Below are 16,861 nucleotides of genomic sequence, written 5' to 3' on the forward strand. Positions count from 1 at the left end.
ACAATCAAATGTCTAAGTCTATGGAGCTAATTTATAATACTGCTGGTTTTAGTGATGATTGGTTTTGGTGTTTGGTCAGAAAGTTTAAGTCCAAATGAACTTTTGTGTCAGGAGGTGGAGGAAGAAATTTTGTGTTTATGAAATACTTAAAGTAAGTGTTTAATAGGGTGCTATTGAGTGGAGGGCAAACAATATCACTTTCTGATAATGCTGCGAGTGTAGCTTGACAATTGAATCGAGGTTTAAAATTTTGCTGGTATAGCTCAGGCAGCGTTAATTTTGGCTCAAGCCAAGATTTACTGAAAAATGGTAATAAAGATTTGAGAGGGTTATTTTCTTGCAACGGAATAGTTTCTAGTTGGGCTAACCATTCAGAGTAAGGAATCGATTTAACTGCATAACCAAAGTTATTTAACCAATTTCCCAGTTGACTCAAATGAAACGGATGAGGATTCATTAAATGAAATGTTCGACCCGAAAATTGCGGCTGAGCGGAAAGATAAATAATTGCTTGACTAATATAATCAACGGGAGACATTTCTACTAAGTAATCTAAATCTGGAATCGTTCCCATTTGCAGGCATCCTTTGAATAAGCGACAGATAAAATCATCTGTAAACCAGCTTCCTGTATGGCTATCTCCTGAAATGAATGGGGCACGATAAATACAAACTGGTAAACCGCGATCGCTTGCTTCTAGAACTAACCTTTCTGCTACCCATTTACTTTGTGAATAGCCTAAGTATATTCCTTGACTATGAGTTGGTCGATCTGCTTCTGCTACTATCTGTTCCCCATAAGCAGTTGATTCAAATACAGCCACAGTAGAAACATAATGAACTGGCTTAACTTTGTGACAACAAGCTAGTCTTAATACTTCCTGCGTTCCTAACACATTACTTCCTTTCAAAGCAGAATAGGGATAAACCCAATTGAGGAAAGCCGCACTGTGGTAAATAGTATCAATTTCCCTAGCCAAAGCTTGATATTCTTCGCTGCTTAAACCAAATTGTGGCTGTGCTAAGTCTCCTAATAGAGGAATAATTCGCGCTTTAAATTCTTTTTGCCATATCCCATAATATTCCAAATTTTCTTGTAAGCGTTTAGCACCAGATTGTCTATCTTTAGCTCGAACTAAACAGTAAATATCTGCTTGCGTTTGTGCCAAAATATCTCGCAGCAAAAAAGCTCCTAAAAAACCTGTTGCACCTGTGAGCAAGATAGTTTTAGGTAAAAATTCAACTGGAGAAATTTTTTCTTGGGGATAAATATCGGGAGCAAGAGTAGCCTCTAAATCTAAATTAATGCAGTTTTGATTGCTGATATTGGGGTTGTCCTTTAGCCAAACAATTATTTCTGATTTATGCTCTTGCAGCCAAATTTTTAAGTTTGGTGTGAGGATACCTTGAGGCGCACGGACACCAAGTTGGTCATTGGCAATCCATAGATGTACACCTTTTTGATAAATTTGATTGAGTGTATCGCGCATCAAAAAATCCATCCTTAATTTCCTCGTTTAAATACTCAGTAAGCCTAGAGCAATCAGTAATAAAATAATAAATTTTAGCAGGATTTTGTTACTTATTACTGATTCTGTAGATTGGGGGGGGTGTTTCTAAATATCTAAGACGCTCCAATTTTCAATTAAGTCTTGATATATGATTATAGCAGTTCTCAGATAAATAAGGTATAAAGAAACCCTGTATTGTCAGGCTTTCTAGGTCGTCAAGCTTTCTAGGTCAAAATTCGTACCTCACTTTTTTGAGAAAGGCTATATCATCTACATCCTAGCATTTTATGTCACCCCGTCAGGATTATTTCCTTCCTAAGTTATTTAAAAGATGACATCAGCTTTTTTTGCAACTATCATTTCGGGTGTGGGAAGTTTGACATTCCCAACTAACCCAATTGCTTTGAGTGTCCAAATAACCCAGTAACCTAAATCAATTTGCCACCACTTTAGCCCAAATTTAGCACTACCTGGAAAAGCGTGGTGATTGTTATGCCATCCTTCCCCAAAAGTAGGAATAGCAAGCCAGATATTGTTGGTACTGTGATCGCGGGTCTCAAACATTCTATTGCCACAATAGTGAGCAATAGAATTAATCAAATAACCACCATTAAAGGAGAAGAAAAGGCGCACCAGTCCGCCCCAAATAAATCCAGCAAATGCACCAGACCAACTCCAAGTATATATTCCTCCTAAAAAAGTGGGAATGGCAATCCCCAGCAAAATCCAAAACGGGTATAGATTATTAATTTTGACCATTACTGGGTCACGGTACAAATCTTTGGCAAAAACAAAAGAATTCGGAAGCTGATCATTGAGCATCCAACCAATATGAGCGTGCCATAATCCTAAAAGTTTCTGCCAACGTCCTTCCCCGTGCAAGTGCGGAGAATGCGGATCACCCAAGACATCAGTGTATTGATGGTGGCAGCGATGAACAGAAACCCAAGCAATGAGTGACCCCTCGCCAGCCATTGAGCCAAAAACTGCTAGTAGAATTTGGATGATTGGGTGAGCATCAAAAGTTTTGTGGGTAAAAAACCGATGGAAACCTACTGTAATCCCACTTCCTGTAATTGCTGTCATCAGTAGTAGTAGACTTACCTCTAAGTAACCAATCCCAGTAGTACACAATTGAAAGATCCCAATTAAACAACCTGAGATCGTCGCCAAGCTAATCGTTGCAACATACAATCGCTTAACTCTTTGGATGGAAGGACTAGAAATATACTCCCTGACCTTAATCTTTTCGCTTGCGAACGGACTTGTATTCACATCCATAACTGCACACCTTTTTAATAAATTTGATTGAGTGTATCACGAATCAAGAAATCTGCTATTAATCTCTTTTTTTGAATATTCAGTAGAGCGATAGCAGCTAGTAATACACCAAAAAATTTATCTTGCTTATTACTGATCATATCATATAGATTGAATGTTTATTTCTAAATATCTAAGATAGTCAATCATATCTTTATTACTTAAAAATAACTTTTAATTGATTAATTGAATCTAAAAATTGATTACGATTAACTCAATCATAATATTACTTCTTCAATTCCGGCGCAATAATTAGCTATAGCTTTAATTGTTGGATAGTCAAGCAGCAATTCTGGATTAAGCTCATACCTAATATATTCACTCAAATCTGAAAGCAAAGCGATTGCAGATGATGAATCTAATCCATACCTTTTTATATCCAAATTAACATCTATTTCATTAGAAGAGATTGAAAATAACTGACTTATATAAGTAACTAGCCAAGCTTCAATCTCACCTGTTGTTAAACTTTGTCTAGATGTATTTTTGTTTATTTCAACCATTTGAGCTTTTCCAATTATAGTTTATTTTGTTCAGTTTTGGTGGCTTTATTTTTCCAGCTTTTTAAAAAAATTATTTTATTATTAACTAACTTTTTTAGACAGCTTAGCTTTAATCATATCATGATGTAAGAGATTTAACAAGAATCAAATGACATTTTATTTACCTCGGAGAAAATATATTAAGGTACTTGTTTGTTACCTGTACTGCTAGAACCAGCTACCTGAAGCGTTCCAGTTAAGAATCCGGCACGGCAGGCATAGCGCTGGATTTTACCGCTAGAAGTTTTGGGTATAGTTCCCCTCTTAAGTAACAAAACTGCATAAACTTGCAATCCATGATGAGTAGCTACTGCTTCACGAATAGAAGCTATAACTACTGCATAAGAATCAAATGGTGTAGGTTGTTCAGCAACAGCAGTGGACTCGATTTGCTCTTGGTAGTGCTCTGACGAACTTCTGCGATCAATGGTTGTAGATAGTGTGGGTTGTTGCTGGCGATGATCGCGATATTTGCGTTCAACTTCAGCCACCACTACTAACTGTTCTTTCTCATCTATTTCTACTGCAAAGGCAGCTGTGCAACCAGGTTTAAGGAGTGCAAAATGGCTTTGTTCTACTGTTAATTCAATATCTTGGGGATAGTGATTACAACCTCGAATGATAATCACATCCTTAAGTCTGCCTGTAATAAAAAGTTCTTCATCTTGCCAAAAACCTAAATCCCCAGTTCGTAGAAACGGCCCTGCACCTGTATCTGCTAAGTATACCTGAAAAGTTTGTGCAGTTTGTTCTGGTTTATTCCAATATCCCTGGGCTACACTACCACCTGAAGTCCAAATTTCTCCTACTTGTCTATCAGCGAGCTTCAGTTGAGTTTCCGGATCAACAATTATGATCTTTTGATCCCCCCAAGTATAACCACAGCTTACAAGTTTACGAACTTTTACTTGACCATCAATGGCAGCAATAACTCGGTTTTGTTCTAAAGCATTTGCATCTACAGCCTGCATTACAGGAAGTTTAGCTTTTGTTCCACCTGTGACAAACAGGGTAGATTCTGCCATACCGTAACAGGGATAAAAGGCTTCTATCCGAAACCCACAATCTGCAAAGGCCTCGGCAAATTTTTCTAAACTGTGTGCCCGAATTGGTTCTGCACCATTGTATGCCAGATTCCAGCTACTCAAGTCAAGGTTAGCTTTTTGTTCGGGTTTAATCCTCTGTACACACAATTCATAACTAAAATTAGGGCCGCCGCTACTGGTAGCTTGATAATCCGAAATTGCTTGTAGCCAACGTAAAGGTTTCTGCAAGAAAGAAACGGGCGACATTAAAATCACAGGAAAACCACCATAAAGAGGCTGAATTATGCCACCAATTAGCCCCATGTCGTGATATTGAGGAAGCCAGCTTACTGCTACCCTATCTGAAGAGTGCCTAGAACTCCGATAGATCAGTTCTGAATTTTGCAGCAAATTTTTATGACTCACCATTACACCTTTAGGTGTACCTGTTGAGCCAGAAGTATATTGCAGAAATGCAAGCTGATCGTTATTAATTTTGATGGGTTGCCAGTCTTTAGCTAAACTAATATCTACGGTATCTGTAGCCAGCCATTTTAATCCTGTTAGCGCGTTTTGGTTCCTAAATTTTTCTTGGATATAAGTTAGCTGAGCATAGGTCGTCAGAGCAAATTTAGGCTGACAATCCTTGATAATAGATTGTAACCTACTGATGGATTGATTGTGCCGAGGTGGATAAACTGGAACAGCGATCGCTCCTGCATATAAACAGCCCAAAAATGCGCTAATAAATTCTAGGCTAGGTGGATGTAGCAACAAGACGCGCTCTCCATGTGCTTGTGCTGATTGAAGCATAGTAGCAATACTCTGTGCTTGTTGGTCTAACCTTTGATAGGTTAAACTAGCTTCTTCTGTTTCCCCATCTTTAAGAAATAGAAACCCAGTTTGATGTGGTTGATATAAACTCCTATATTGTAAGAGCTCAATTAAATTAGCGAATTTTAATTTTGTAAGGGATGGCAAGCTGGAAGAAATAGACATTGATTATCCTGCGCTCTAGAAAAAAGAAATGGGTACAAAAGCCTACTCAATAAATAAAAAGGCTCATTAGTAACTAATTTTCGATAAATTAGTCTTTCATTCAAAGTGATCAATAACGTAGTATTTATATGGTTCTGGATTAGATTCAGTGGCTCTTTTTTAAGGCCTTCCTCTTGACCATATTTGACAGGGTAGATGCTTGAGAATCTAATTTGATGCTTATTAAAGTCGGGTACAGAATTTTAGATAAAAGCAATCTGCGTTTGATCGTGGGATAGCTGTAGCTCTTCGATGGCTTTATCGTGATTCATTTTCTCTATTATGGTTGTCAGAAGGTATCCGGCGGCTTAATCATCATGGCGCTAAAAGTTTAGCGTCTCCCTCAAAGTGAGGTGCATTGGCCAACTGAATTTTGTGCCTTATGCCAAAACTGGTCAACCCAGAGCAAGACTATCAGCACAGAGCAAGTCAGGTTTATGGACTTTTAGCTCTTAAATGTTGCTATTCACTCTATATAGAGAAATTTGTTGAGCAAGGGGTATGACAAGGGGTATGAGATAGAAGTAAAAAGATGAGCTAAGTAACGAACAATGACAATATAACATACCTCTTTAGGTAGTTGTCAAGAGGAACAGCATTTATCTACAGCCATCCTAAATCAGTCGTAAATTTTTTACCCCACCCAAACCCTCCCCTTGGTAATACTAATTTCCTAAACTTCTGCTACAGATAAGGCATCTAAAATGAATTGCCATCCCGTCAAAGAAGCGGTAGTGCTTTTATGTAAAGGATGGAGGATAATACCTCTATGTCCAGTCTTTTGAGGAGTCTCATCATGAAACCCTATCTAATTTGTCCCACTTGTGGTTCTGACGATGTGATGAAAAATGGGATGACTCGTCGGGGAAAACAAAACCACAAATGTCGCGACTGTGGTCGGCAATTTGTCGAAAATCCGAACTTGGACAGCCAAAGACACCGACACTTTGGCAAAAATTGAGTTACTTCTGCTGGAGCGGATTTCCCTCGCTGGTATTGCCCGAGTCATGGGCGTTTCCTCTCTTCTGGCTCCTTGCATTATGTGAACCACTTGTACGGTGCAATAGAACTCAAAGCCACGGTCATCCCGAAAGAAATTGGAAAACACACAGTCCAAATGGATGAACTCTGGTATGGAAGTAGACATCAAAGGGAATAAACAATGGGTCTGGTTACCAATGGATACCAAGACTCGGGAAGTGATCGGATGTCATATTGGAGACCGCTCCTCGAAGTCGGCTCAAGCATTATGGGATTCACTACAAGCCGTGTCTATCGCCTGCAGTGCCAAGATTTATACCGATCACTGGGAAGCCTATGCCGTAGTTTTACCAAGTAAAAGGCATAAGTCTGTCGGCAAGGAAAGTGGATTAACCAGTTACATGGAACGATTGAACAATACTCTCAGGCAACGAATTTCGCGATTAGTCAGGAAGACGTTATCGTTTTCTAAAAAGTTGGAGAATCACAAGGGTGCTATTTGGAACTTCATTCATGACTACAATCACCAAATCAGATTAGGAATGCTGAAAGTTCAACCGCCTCAATTTTCTCCATCCTTTACATAAAAGCACTACCATTAGTAGATAGAGAGTAAGCGCCACGCCATCAAATCACCGCTGACAACGTAGCGCCCGGTTATGACTAAGCGTAGCACTCAGTTGTAGCTACCTTGTGAGGTTGAAAGGAAGAGGCGATATTTGTTCATCAGCCAGTTGTTGAAATTGTTGCGGAGGCTGCCGGCCTCTCACCAGTTTGGAGGGACGCCAGCAAGCTATGAAAATATGGCGGGAAACTCACTCAGTCAAAAGTCCCACTGCCCGATCGCTCCGACGACCACCAAGAACCAACGGAAACCAACCCTGTAGCAGCGCTAAAGTAAAACGGGGCTTTGCCTATAAAAGGTGATTTGGTTTCCGTAGTTTGTGGCAATCAGTCATTTCGACGATTAGCGGTGGGGGGAGATTGTCACAACGCCTGCGATCTAGCAAGTGTTGGGTAATGTTGGGGTGATCGGCTCCTAATATTTTATTTATGCGTTACTCCTTCGCGCAAAAAAAAATTTTTGCGCGAAGGAGTAACGCCGAAAACTCGATAAACTACCCGATTTAGGTGTATATGTAACAAATCTTAATCAATGGCTGTTGGCTTGATACTAACTTTATTATTTACTTAATAAAAATATTAGAATCTTAGGTGGATCTCACGTACAACCCCACTTAATTTAAAAAACCCATTTCCTCTGGACTTGATCGAATATGGCTTTCAGGGGTTAGGATCTGTGAGAGCCTTCTCCATAGCTGATCAGTTATGCGAGACAAATCGTATGCTTTATGCTTACAATAAGGTACAAATCGGAGTTTGGTTAAAGCCAGGACTCATTGCCAATTGCAATGAGTCCTGGCACATACTTCTCCAAATCTCGTTCTGGCTTTATTAAGGAAACCTTAAAACTCTAAATCAGGCACGCAGAAAAACATTGTGAGTTATTAGCAGAAAATGAAAAAAATGAATCGAGTTTCCACGTATATAACAAATAACGTCTGGCAGCATAAAGCTTCCAGGCATTATTTCCACTTGTTTTAAGCAAAAAAAATCGCTGCACCTGATGAGAGGCACAGCAAACAAAATAAATTAGTATCTTCATCATATCACAAACTGTTGACAGTTAGAAATAGCTGTAAACAGCAAATAGCCTCTCTTCTATATCGGGTGTAGCGGGTCAACCTTCAAGGAATACCCCGCTATGTCTACCTTTTTACCAATTTCAGACAATTTTAGTCAAGAGTTAACAATTTTAGATAATTTTGGCGAGTATTGGCTAGAAAAACTTTGCTACGACGATGTTGTGGTTCGATCGGGAGTCGCCCCCGACATCTTCCGCCTGAACTTCAAACCAGGGATCGGAATCCCTGTCTATGACCAGCTTTACCGCGATCAAGACAAGTCAACCAACAGCGATAGTAACGGTGGCAGCAGCCTAGAAGCGGCTCGAAATCTTGCCCGGTGTATCGGCGACGCAGGATATTTTTACAAAAATAAATTCTGGCTCCTTTCCGATCTTTGTGGAACATCGGAGGATGCCAGAAACGGAAACATCAAGGCAAAAGGAATTTTTCGACCTGCGGGCCCTGCTGCTGCTGGCTGGATTGCTAACGGCCGCTTTCGACAACTAGCAGGTGCCCCGATCGCGCTAGATGAAAAAAACAAAGAGCGTCGCTATTTTCAGCCAACTGGAAAGTCCTTAGAGTTGTTCTTCCCCGCTGTTACGGTTCGAGTCTGGCAATTAGTAGCCGAAAAAGCTGGTTTACCCATGCCAGAATTCCCTGTGGTAGGAGTTGGCGGAAAAGCATTAGGTTTCTGGGAATGGGTCGAGAGTAGCGGTTGCCCGATCGCCATCACTGAAGGCGAGAAAAAAGCAGCTTCGTTGATTAGTCGCGGTTACGCGGCGATCGGCCTACCAGGAATCACAACCGGTTATCGAGTAACCGAGCGCGGCGAAACCATAACCAAAAAAGACGGGACGCAATACCAAAAAGCAATTGCCCACGAACTGCACGAAGCGCTCAAACCTTTTGATACGAAAGGACGTATCGTATTTTTTACCTTCGACTACCGCGAGGGGAATTGTTTTGAGACCCCAGAATTCAAAGCCGCCAGCACCACATCTCGACTTTTTGCTAACGTTACCTGCAAAATTGCCCTTCTCCCCGGCCCTCACAAAGCGCTCGATGATTTTGCTGTGGCAGGCGGTGATGTAGATGCACTTCTATCGGGAGCTAAAGAATACCAGAAGCTAAGGATTGAGGCCCAATGGCGACGCAATCGGCAATATACTCCAGATCGCACCATTAACTCGCGCTATTTTCACGCCCCCGCACCCGCCACCGGCACCATTACGGGCATTGCTAGCGGCTTAGCCACGGGGAAAACTCAGTGGCTCAAAGATATCATTGCCAGCAACCCAGAAGGCAAAATCATCGTGTTAGGAAGCAGAAACGGCCTTCTGTTACAAACGGCCGAAAAATGTGGGTTTTACCATCTCAACGAACACAACGGTTACCAAATGTTCAAAGACCCGAACGCCAGATTATGCCTGTGTTTCGACTCTTTGCTCAAGCTCCCTCCTGAGATTTTTGAGGGAGCCACAATTATCCTTGACGAGGCTGAAAGTGTTCTCAGACATCTATTAATGAGTAGCACTTTAAAGCGAGATCGGGAAGCGATTAAAGATCGATTTAGTCAGGCTTGTCCCGTCGCCGATAGAATTATTTTACTAGACGGCCATCTCACTAACTACACAGTCGAGACTATAGCGAAACTTGCGGGGAACAAGCGGGTAATCAAGCATTTGAACGAATACAAGGGAAATTGCCCAAAAGTCCGAGTTTTTGAAACCGAGAGCGCCAAACCAACAGTCGCAGAAAAACAGGATTTCATCAACCTTATAGCAGACTCAGGTTGCCCGGTAATTGCGACCGATTTCTCGGTGTCTGAAGCTGAAGCGCTTGCCATGACTCTTACAGAAAGATACGGCAAAGGCTTACTTATTTGCTCCAAAAACTCGACAGACCCCGATCAGGTTGAATTCCAAACTAACCCAGATGCTTGGATTAAAAAAAATAATCCGGCTTGGATTATCTATACTCCAACCCTTGAGAACGGCATCGACATCAGCATTCTGGACTGGTGCAGCGATGTGTTTGGCTTATTCTGCGGGGTTTTGGGTGTAAATTCCTTGATTCAGATGCTGCGGCGCGTGAGGCATCCGCTTAATCAAATTTCAATTCTCTGCCCTAGTTTCGGGCTTCAGAATGCCGAACGCACTTCTTACTACGCCAATCAAATGAGCCTTCAAATTCAATTCAACATTGACATTGAGAGGGGATTGTTAAGTTCTGAAGAATATATGGAGGATATCAAAGCCCAATTGGAGCGCCAATATTCAAATCCTCTTTTTCAAGCATATTGTCAGTTTGAAGCACAGGAGAATTTAGAAAAGTCTGAGCTGAGAGAATTTCTCGTGCAAGCTTTAGTGGCGGATGGGTACGAAGTCGATCGCCCATTGATCGGGATTGACGAATCAGGGAGGCACATAGAAAACAAAATTCTCTGTAAGGAAAAAGAGGCACAGGAAATTTTCGAGGCTCCTGATATCTCGCCAGAGGAAGCACAGGAAATATCCCGCAGTAACAAAGCAAGCTGGCCCGAAAGATGCCAAGCGGAAAAATGCCGACTTAAGACCCAATTACCGGGGATTGAGGATAGCGAACTTTGGGATTGGCAATTTGTACACCGGGTCAGGTTTGATGACCGATCGCTCCTAACGCAACTAGAGACAGCGTGGCTCTTCAATAATTCAGAAGAAGCCGAACTGTTGCAGCGAAGCAAATGGGAGACGGGAAAGCTGGAAAGTTCGCTGTCAGACCATAGCTCCCGCTGGCTCAAGCTTAAGACTCTTAGCGAGCTTAAGCTTAGGCAGTTTTTAGACCCCGAACGCACTTGGTCGGAGAAATCCCCCGAAATACAGGAAATGCTGAGATGGGGAAAAAACAAGGATGTCGCGAAAATATTAGGGAATCCCGGCAAGAGCGGCATCAAGTACGTTAACCGACTTTTGAGACTTATCGGCGTGTCGCTAATCAGTCGGCAAACCAGGGGGGAAGGTAAAGATCGACTTTATACCTACCACTACCAGCCTGAAGCCACAACAAAGTTAACAAAAAAAGGCCCCATCCGCGTATGCTCCCTACCCGAAAATTGGCACGAACTTTCTGCTCTGACAGCGGCCAGAATGAGTCAAAAAGTCGAAGCTAAAAAGGCTGCTACAAAATCGGCTGAAACTTCCGCCCCATATAGTCTAGATGCTGTCATAGATGGTTGTGATTTTATTAATACTCAAATAGAACCATCTATGACAGAAACTACCCCAGAAAATACGACGGCGGGCGAGGCTTCGGCAGAGACGGGGCCACCGACAAGTAAAGGTAGGCTGGGATGGGTTTTGCGTTGGGGGCGGGAATGGGTGCGGGCAAGATTCCTTGCCACCACAGACGGCGCTCAGTTGCGAATGCTGATAGAGCAAGTTGGCGGCTGGGGTGAGACTCTGGCATGGCCGCATCAAATCCGCTGGGAGGACGCATCATGCTAGAACCTACCCAACAGTCCCGATCGCCCGCACAGCAAGATCCCGCCACCCACGCCGAGTGCTTAGGCTTTATCCGCGCCGCAATTACCAGCAACGATCACACAACAGCCCACACATCGCAGCAGTAGTCAAGAAAGTCTGCGAATCGGGCCACGCCGATCGCACACAAATCTGGCGCGACCTTACCGAATCAGAGCAAACCCAATACCGCGAACTATTGGCCCCGCCGCCAATTGTGCAGAGTTTTGCACGGCGGATTCTAGAAGCTACTGGCTGGCAGTCTCCCGGTGTAGCGGCGGGTGTTGATTGTGACTTGCAGCAGGCGATCGACCGTGGCGACTTTGATGAGGCGGAATTAGTGGGGGTTGTGGGCGATCGGCACTTCCTAGATTTTCAGGAATTGGTCGCGCGTTGCCCAAAATATTTTAGCGAACTCCCCGCACCGTCGATCAAAGCCGCCACCCAAAAAATTAGCTAATTTTTGTGTGCCCTAAAGTCAGGCATTTGCAGTATAAAGTCAGGCGGAAAGCAGTACAAAATCAGTGAGATACAGGTATTTGCAGGGGCTGCACTTTACCTGTATTTACCGGAAAATATCCTGCTTTCCGCCTGACTTTTTCGGTCAAATTGCTGCTTTTTTGTGCAGAGACTGCCTTTGCTTGTTGAGGCTGGTTATTGCTGTTCTTTGTTAGTAGCAAGCAATGTTTTTGTCCGTACACAACCTTATTTACTATTTTTAAATAAAAATAATGCACCTCATGAATGCGGTAATCCTAAGTGCAAGGCGATCGCGCTCTTGCTAGCTATCGGACGAACGATTCCCTCGCGATCATCGACATCAGCCGGCTGCTTCGCTTGCAAACGGGAGTTGCGGGAGGAATTGGCCGCCTAAATCAGCGACTGGTGGCCGCCTATCAACTTCCTGAAATTACACCCTCTAAACGCGAGAAGCGGCTGCTGCCAGCGAGCAAGTCAAAGAATTCGTTGAAGGCGTGATTCTGAGTCTCAGTACCGAATCAATAATCAGGTGGAATCCACCAGGGGGGGTGTTGACGGGGTGACAAGCAGATTGAAAGCAAAGGTGCGTCAAGGTTTTGAGTTGAGTGACCAAACGAAAAGATACGCTTGCTGTAATTCAATTCAGATGCAGCAACTTGACTATTAATTCAATTCAGATGCAGCAACTTGACTATTAATTCAATTCAGATGCAGCAACTTGACTATTAATTCAATTCAGATGCAACAACTTGATTATTAAATCAATCCAGTCTTTGTTAAAAACGCTAAAAAATCACTAATCGTTGTGCGCCCTAAAGTCAGGGATTTGCAGTATAAAGTCAGGCGTTTGCAGTATAAAGTCAGGCAAGTGCAGGTATTTGCAGGGGGTACACTTTACCTGCATTTACCTGAAAATATCCTGCAAATGCCTGACTTTTTCGGTCAAATTACTGCTTTTTTGTGCTGTTCGTGCCTTTGCTTGTTGAGGCTGGTTTTCGCTGTTCTCTATCGGTAACAAGCAATGGTTTTGTGATCACAAACCCTGACTAATGCGTGCAGACATAAAAATAATCCACCCCATGAATAGAGATTACTGCCTGTACTAATCAGGTGGAGAACTATAACGAGCATTGATAGTTGGGAGTCGATCGACTGCGGTAAATCAAGCCGCTGTTCCCTCACGACTGCTGTAAACCAAGCGGTCGTTTCCTCACGGCTACTGTAAACCGAGTGTGTAGGAGGTCACGGAGCTTCGAGCACAAGATTGAATTAAACCGGAGGAAGCGAATAATTCGCAATCCTTCATCCGACCTTCGTAATTATTCGGTTATTCGGCCTCTCACGACTGAGAATAATTTGCGATCGAAGAAAAGAAACAACTTTTCTTTATTTCAAACATCGGACGATCGAGGAAATGTTAATGACGAAGGTCAAGCGCTCGAAGGGCGGAGTATGCGTTGACTTTTACAGTTGCCAACACGATAGCCATCGACTGTAAGTAGCGATCGCTCGCAACACAGGCATTTGCAGTATAAAGTCAGGCAAGTGCAGTATAAAATCAGTAAGATTACAGGTATTTGCAGGAACTGCACTCTACCTGTATTTACCCGAAAATATCTTGCAAATGCCTGCATTTTCCTGTCCCTTTACTGCTTTTTTGTGGAAGGACTGCCTTTGCTTGTTGAGGCTGGTTATAGCTGTTTAGTTTTGGTAGCAAGCAATGTTTTTGCGATCGCAAACCATGATTAATGCGTGCTGACGAAAAATAATGCACCCTTATGAATGGGGCATCCTAGATGTCAAGGGGCTTAATTTTTACCCGATATTCGACTGTGCCGATTGCTCACATTGCTCCTGCTGTTGTGGCGGCTTTTGTGGCAGCACAGGCCTCAATTGCCACAACTTTCTCATCGCACTTGGGTAGCGATCGATCGCATTGCTCGCTCTCTTGTTAGCCAGCTATCGCGGTCAGACGTTTAATCGTCCTTCCAGTGCGCTCGCCTCACTCGCTATAATTTATACACAAAAATTAAATAAACTGAGAGTTGCGTAGGGGTCAATCTCTACTTTGATAAACCCTCTAATAGCCCTCTCCAATAGGAGGGGATAAAATCACCTGACTAGCGGTTTTTAATTACAGTTGTTAACTTGTATCTTGGCAAGAGGTTTTTACTGATTAAAAACTATGAAAACTTTACCGTCCGTCAAACCTAGAGAGCTGCTATCCAACCATATTCATATTCGCCTAACTGACTCTGACTACAATCAAATTAAAGCAAGAGCAGAGCAAGTCAATTTGAGCCTGAGCGACTTCATGCGCCGTGCAGCTTTGAGGAGAGCCATACCGCGCCCTCTAGCTGCATTTGACTTAAAAGCCTATCAAGTTTTATGCAAGATTGATGCCCAATTGAGAATTGCAGGAAACAACCTCAATCAGATGGCTAAAGCTTGCAATAGTGCTGTGGCATTGGGAGAACCAGTTGTTGTTAATACAGGACTCTTAGAAAGAGTACACCAACTCATTCGAGAAAACGGGAAGGCAATTAAAACAATAGTTGCAAAGCTCGCCAAATCTACAGTACGCTAACTATTAACAAGGCTCGGCTTTACCGCCTGAGCAATGGATTCTGTGCAACTGACGGCTTTTCGGTTATGATTGGCAAACAAATCAAAGGTACAGGCTTTCGGGGCTGTCTGAACTACGTGCTGGGCAAAAAAGATGCCGCTCTAATTGGCGGTACTATGTGCGGACAAACTCCTGAAGAACTCGCTGCTGAATTTGCCATCGCCCGACAACTAAGACCTAACCTGAAAGTAGCAGTTTTTCACGCCACTTTATCTGTCGATAGCACCGAAAAACTAGAAGATTCTGAAGAAAATGACCAGCGCTGGCTGGCAATCGCAGCCAACTACATGAAAGCGATGGAATTTGACAACAACCAGTACGCAGTTGTCAAGCACAGCGATACAGAACACGACCACATTCACATCGTCGCCAGTCGCATTTGCCTAGATGGAGGTGTTGTTGACGATAGCTGGGATTATTACAAAAGCCAAGAAATTATTCGCCAGCTTGAACGGAGCTACAGCCTGGAAACTGTTACACCCAGTTGGGAAACAGACAAGCGGGCTCAGACTACAGGAGAACACAGGCAATTAAAAAGCAAGGGAAACAAGAGCGTCAGGGTGCAATTGCAAGACCTAATTGATGAAGTTACCCAAGACAACCCAAGTATGCCAGAATTCGTTGAGCGGTTGCAGCAACAAGCCGTAGAGGTGCAAGTCGGATTGACTCGAACTGGCTTCAGTAAAGGCATTTCTTACAATTTAGATGGAGTCGCTTTAAGTGGCACTCAGTTGGGTAAAGCCTACACTTTTTCTGGATTGCAGAAGCATCGAGGCGTTAGCTATGACAAAGGGCGAGATAACGCCCTAATTGAGGCTTTAATGCAGCCACAACACTTAGCTATCGCCCCCAGTGAGGTAGAGGAAAATGAGCTAGAGTTGTCACAATCTGAGTTAGCAGCAACTGTACCTGCAACGAGTGCAACAGCAAATGAGTTAGAGTTGTCACAATCCGAGTTAGCAGCAACTGTACCTGCAACGAGTGCAACAGCAAATGAGTTAGAGTTGTCACAATCTGAGCTAAAAACAACTACACATGCAACGAGTGCAACAGCAAATGAGTTAGAGTCGTCACAATCCGAGTTAGTAGCAGGCGCACCTGCAACGAGTGCAACAGCAAATGAGTTAGAGTGGTCACAATCCGAGTTAGCAGCAGGCGCACCTGCAATTCCTGCAACAGCAAATGAGTTAGAGTTGTCACAATCTGAGCTAGCAGCAACCGCACCTGCAATTCCTGCAACAGCAAATGAGTTAGAGTCGTCACAATCTGAGCTAGAAACAACCGCACCTGCAACGAGTACAACAGCGAATGAGTTAGAGTTACAACTGTCAATCCTGCCAGAAAGGAATGAAACTCAGTGGCAAAAAGTGCGCTCGCATCTAGCAGTCGAGTATAGTTTACCTTTAGAATTGCTCGATTTATTGTACTCTCATTCTTGGCTGTATGCCGGCTCAGAAAAGGCTGTCTTTACAGCACGGACGCTTGAGGGAGAAGCCCAGTTCGCTTTTGTTCTCGATGAAAGAGGCAACTTTAGTACAACCCATCCCCTGTCATCTGAAGCTGCTTTCTGGGTAGCCACTACTGGAGAAATTGAGCGAGCTGTGATTGCCTGTAACCCAATCGAAGCCCTTTCAATTTTGCTTATTGAACAAGAAAATAACCAGGATAACTCTACAACACCACCACCCACAATTTACCTAGGAATTGAACGAGTTTCACAACTGCCTACACAATTCTTACAAGAACTCGATAGCGTTATTATAGCAATAGCAGAAGATTATATGCTCGCTCGAAATGCGCTCGCGCTGCTACCGAACGCAGAACTTGCCACTCCACAGTCAAGTTGGAATGATATCTGGATACAATTAATTGAACAAGAACAGCAAACTCACCAACAAAATAACCAACAGCATAAACAGCACATTCAAGACATCGAACTGGATTAGCTTTTACAGCTTTAAAAATTGATACGACTTACGCAACTGAGGAATTTTTAGACTATCGGACACTCGGCAGACATAGCGAGCGCCGTCGATGTGCCTTGCCGAGCGGGCCAGCCACACAGGTGAATGAACTTAGGAATGAAAAATAAATAACTTAATGAATTACTCAGGTTGGGGTACGGCTCGATAATTCCATTTGGGCAAATATTCG

At 43.0% G+C, this 16,861-nt stretch carries 12 protein-coding genes and 1 pseudogene; 8 read left to right on the forward strand and 5 right to left on the reverse strand.

Annotated features, from left to right (window positions below; genetic code table 11):
• Positions 1-31 precede the first annotated feature (31 nt).
• The 4 genes from QUB06_RS26175 to QUB06_RS26190 all read right to left on the reverse strand — a co-directional run bounded on the left by QUB06_RS26175 (position 32) and on the right by QUB06_RS26190 (position 5,396).
• The gene (locus QUB06_RS26175; RefSeq protein ID WP_333437768.1) at positions 32-1,501 is read right to left on the reverse strand and encodes a thioester reductase domain-containing protein; all 1,470 of its coding nucleotides are present in this window, start codon (positions 1,499-1,501) and stop codon (positions 32-34) included.
• Positions 1,502-1,834: 333 nt separating this feature from the next.
• Entirely contained in the window at positions 1,835-2,791 is a 957-nt protein-coding gene (locus tag QUB06_RS26180) for an acyl-CoA desaturase (protein WP_333437769.1), read from the reverse strand.
• Positions 2,792-3,048: 257 nt separating this feature from the next.
• On the reverse strand, positions 3,049-3,333 hold the full coding sequence (locus QUB06_RS26185; protein ID WP_333437770.1) for an acyl carrier protein: 285 nt from the start codon (positions 3,331-3,333) through the stop codon (positions 3,049-3,051).
• Positions 3,334-3,512: 179 nt separating this feature from the next.
• Positions 3,513-5,396 (reverse strand): fatty acyl-AMP ligase, encoded by a 1,884-nt coding sequence (locus tag QUB06_RS26190; RefSeq protein ID WP_333437771.1) that lies wholly within the window; start codon positions 5,394-5,396, stop codon positions 3,513-3,515.
• An 835-nt stretch (positions 5,397-6,231) separates the two neighbouring features.
• On the opposite strand from QUB06_RS26190, the pseudogene QUB06_RS26195 reads away from it, so the two are divergent.
• The 4 genes and pseudogenes from QUB06_RS26195 to QUB06_RS26210 all read left to right on the forward strand — a co-directional run bounded on the left by QUB06_RS26195 (position 6,232) and on the right by QUB06_RS26210 (position 12,061).
• Positions 6,232-7,003: pseudogene (locus tag QUB06_RS26195) on the forward strand (IS1 family transposase).
• Positions 7,004-8,181: 1,178 nt separating this feature from the next.
• A complete protein-coding gene (locus QUB06_RS26200; RefSeq protein ID WP_333437772.1) occupies positions 8,182-11,586 on the forward strand; it encodes a plasmid replication protein, CyRepA1 family in 3,405 nt (1,134 codons plus the stop codon).
• Positions 11,580-11,711, forward strand: a complete 132-nt coding sequence (locus tag QUB06_RS26205) for a hypothetical protein (protein WP_333437773.1) — start codon at positions 11,580-11,582, stop codon at positions 11,709-11,711. Before QUB06_RS26200 ends, QUB06_RS26205 begins: the two co-directional genes overlap by 7 nt.
• A gap of 107 nt (positions 11,712-11,818) precedes the next feature.
• On the forward strand, positions 11,819-12,061 hold the full coding sequence (locus tag QUB06_RS26210) for a hypothetical protein (RefSeq protein ID WP_333437774.1): 243 nt from the start codon (positions 11,819-11,821) through the stop codon (positions 12,059-12,061).
• Between the two features lie 61 nt (positions 12,062-12,122).
• Here QUB06_RS26210 and QUB06_RS26215 read toward each other — a convergent pair whose 3' ends face one another.
• Entirely contained in the window at positions 12,123-12,281 is a 159-nt protein-coding gene (locus QUB06_RS26215; RefSeq protein ID WP_333437775.1) for a hypothetical protein, read from the reverse strand.
• A gap of 79 nt (positions 12,282-12,360) precedes the next feature.
• Between QUB06_RS26215 and QUB06_RS26220 the strand changes: the two genes are divergently transcribed.
• The 4 genes from QUB06_RS26220 to QUB06_RS26235 all read left to right on the forward strand — a co-directional run bounded on the left by QUB06_RS26220 (position 12,361) and on the right by QUB06_RS26235 (position 16,653).
• Positions 12,361-12,579, forward strand: coding sequence for a hypothetical protein (locus QUB06_RS26220; protein WP_333437776.1), 219 nt, complete (start codon positions 12,361-12,363; stop codon positions 12,577-12,579).
• A gap of 1,298 nt (positions 12,580-13,877) precedes the next feature.
• Positions 13,878-14,036: a hypothetical protein gene (locus QUB06_RS26225; protein WP_333437777.1), complete on the forward strand. Its 159-nt coding sequence runs from the start codon at positions 13,878-13,880 to the stop codon at positions 14,034-14,036.
• Positions 14,037-14,266: 230 nt separating this feature from the next.
• Positions 14,267-14,668 carry a plasmid mobilization protein gene (locus tag QUB06_RS26230; protein WP_333437778.1) on the forward strand — a complete coding sequence of 134 codons (402 nt, stop codon included), beginning with the start codon at positions 14,267-14,269 and terminating at the stop codon, positions 14,666-14,668.
• Positions 14,669-14,733: 65 nt separating this feature from the next.
• Complete coding sequence (locus QUB06_RS26235; RefSeq protein ID WP_333437779.1) at positions 14,734-16,653, forward strand: relaxase/mobilization nuclease domain-containing protein; 1,920 nt, start codon at positions 14,734-14,736, stop codon at positions 16,651-16,653.
• Positions 16,654-16,861: the final 208 nt, after the last annotated feature.

This window comes from Microcoleus sp. D2_18a_D3 (genome assembly GCF_036702455.1).
In the GTDB taxonomy this organism is placed as follows: Bacteria; Cyanobacteriota; Cyanobacteriia; order Cyanobacteriales; family Microcoleaceae; genus Microcoleus.

Bases quoted from the DNA above. Each gene is read 5' to 3' on its own strand.
- QUB06_RS26235 (WP_333437779.1), top strand. From the start codon at position 14,734: ATGATTGGCAAACAAATCAAAGGTACAGGCTTTCGGGGCTGTCTGAAC.
- QUB06_RS26205 (WP_333437773.1), top strand. From the start codon at position 11,580: ATGCTAGAACCTACCCAACAGTCCCGATCGCCCGCACAGCAAGATCCC.
- QUB06_RS26185 (WP_333437770.1), bottom strand. From the start codon at position 3,333: ATGGTTGAAATAAACAAAAATACATCTAGACAAAGTTTAACAACAGGT.
- QUB06_RS26225 (WP_333437777.1), top strand. From the start codon at position 13,878: ATGTCAAGGGGCTTAATTTTTACCCGATATTCGACTGTGCCGATTGCT.
- QUB06_RS26180 (WP_333437769.1), bottom strand. From the start codon at position 2,791: ATGGATGTGAATACAAGTCCGTTCGCAAGCGAAAAGATTAAGGTCAGG.
- QUB06_RS26175 (WP_333437768.1), bottom strand. From the start codon at position 1,501: ATGGATTTTTTGATGCGCGATACACTCAATCAAATTTATCAAAAAGGT.
- QUB06_RS26230 (WP_333437778.1), top strand. From the start codon at position 14,267: ATGAAAACTTTACCGTCCGTCAAACCTAGAGAGCTGCTATCCAACCAT.
- QUB06_RS26200 (WP_333437772.1), top strand. From the start codon at position 8,182: ATGTCTACCTTTTTACCAATTTCAGACAATTTTAGTCAAGAGTTAACA.
- QUB06_RS26190 (WP_333437771.1), bottom strand. From the start codon at position 5,396: ATGTCTATTTCTTCCAGCTTGCCATCCCTTACAAAATTAAAATTCGCT.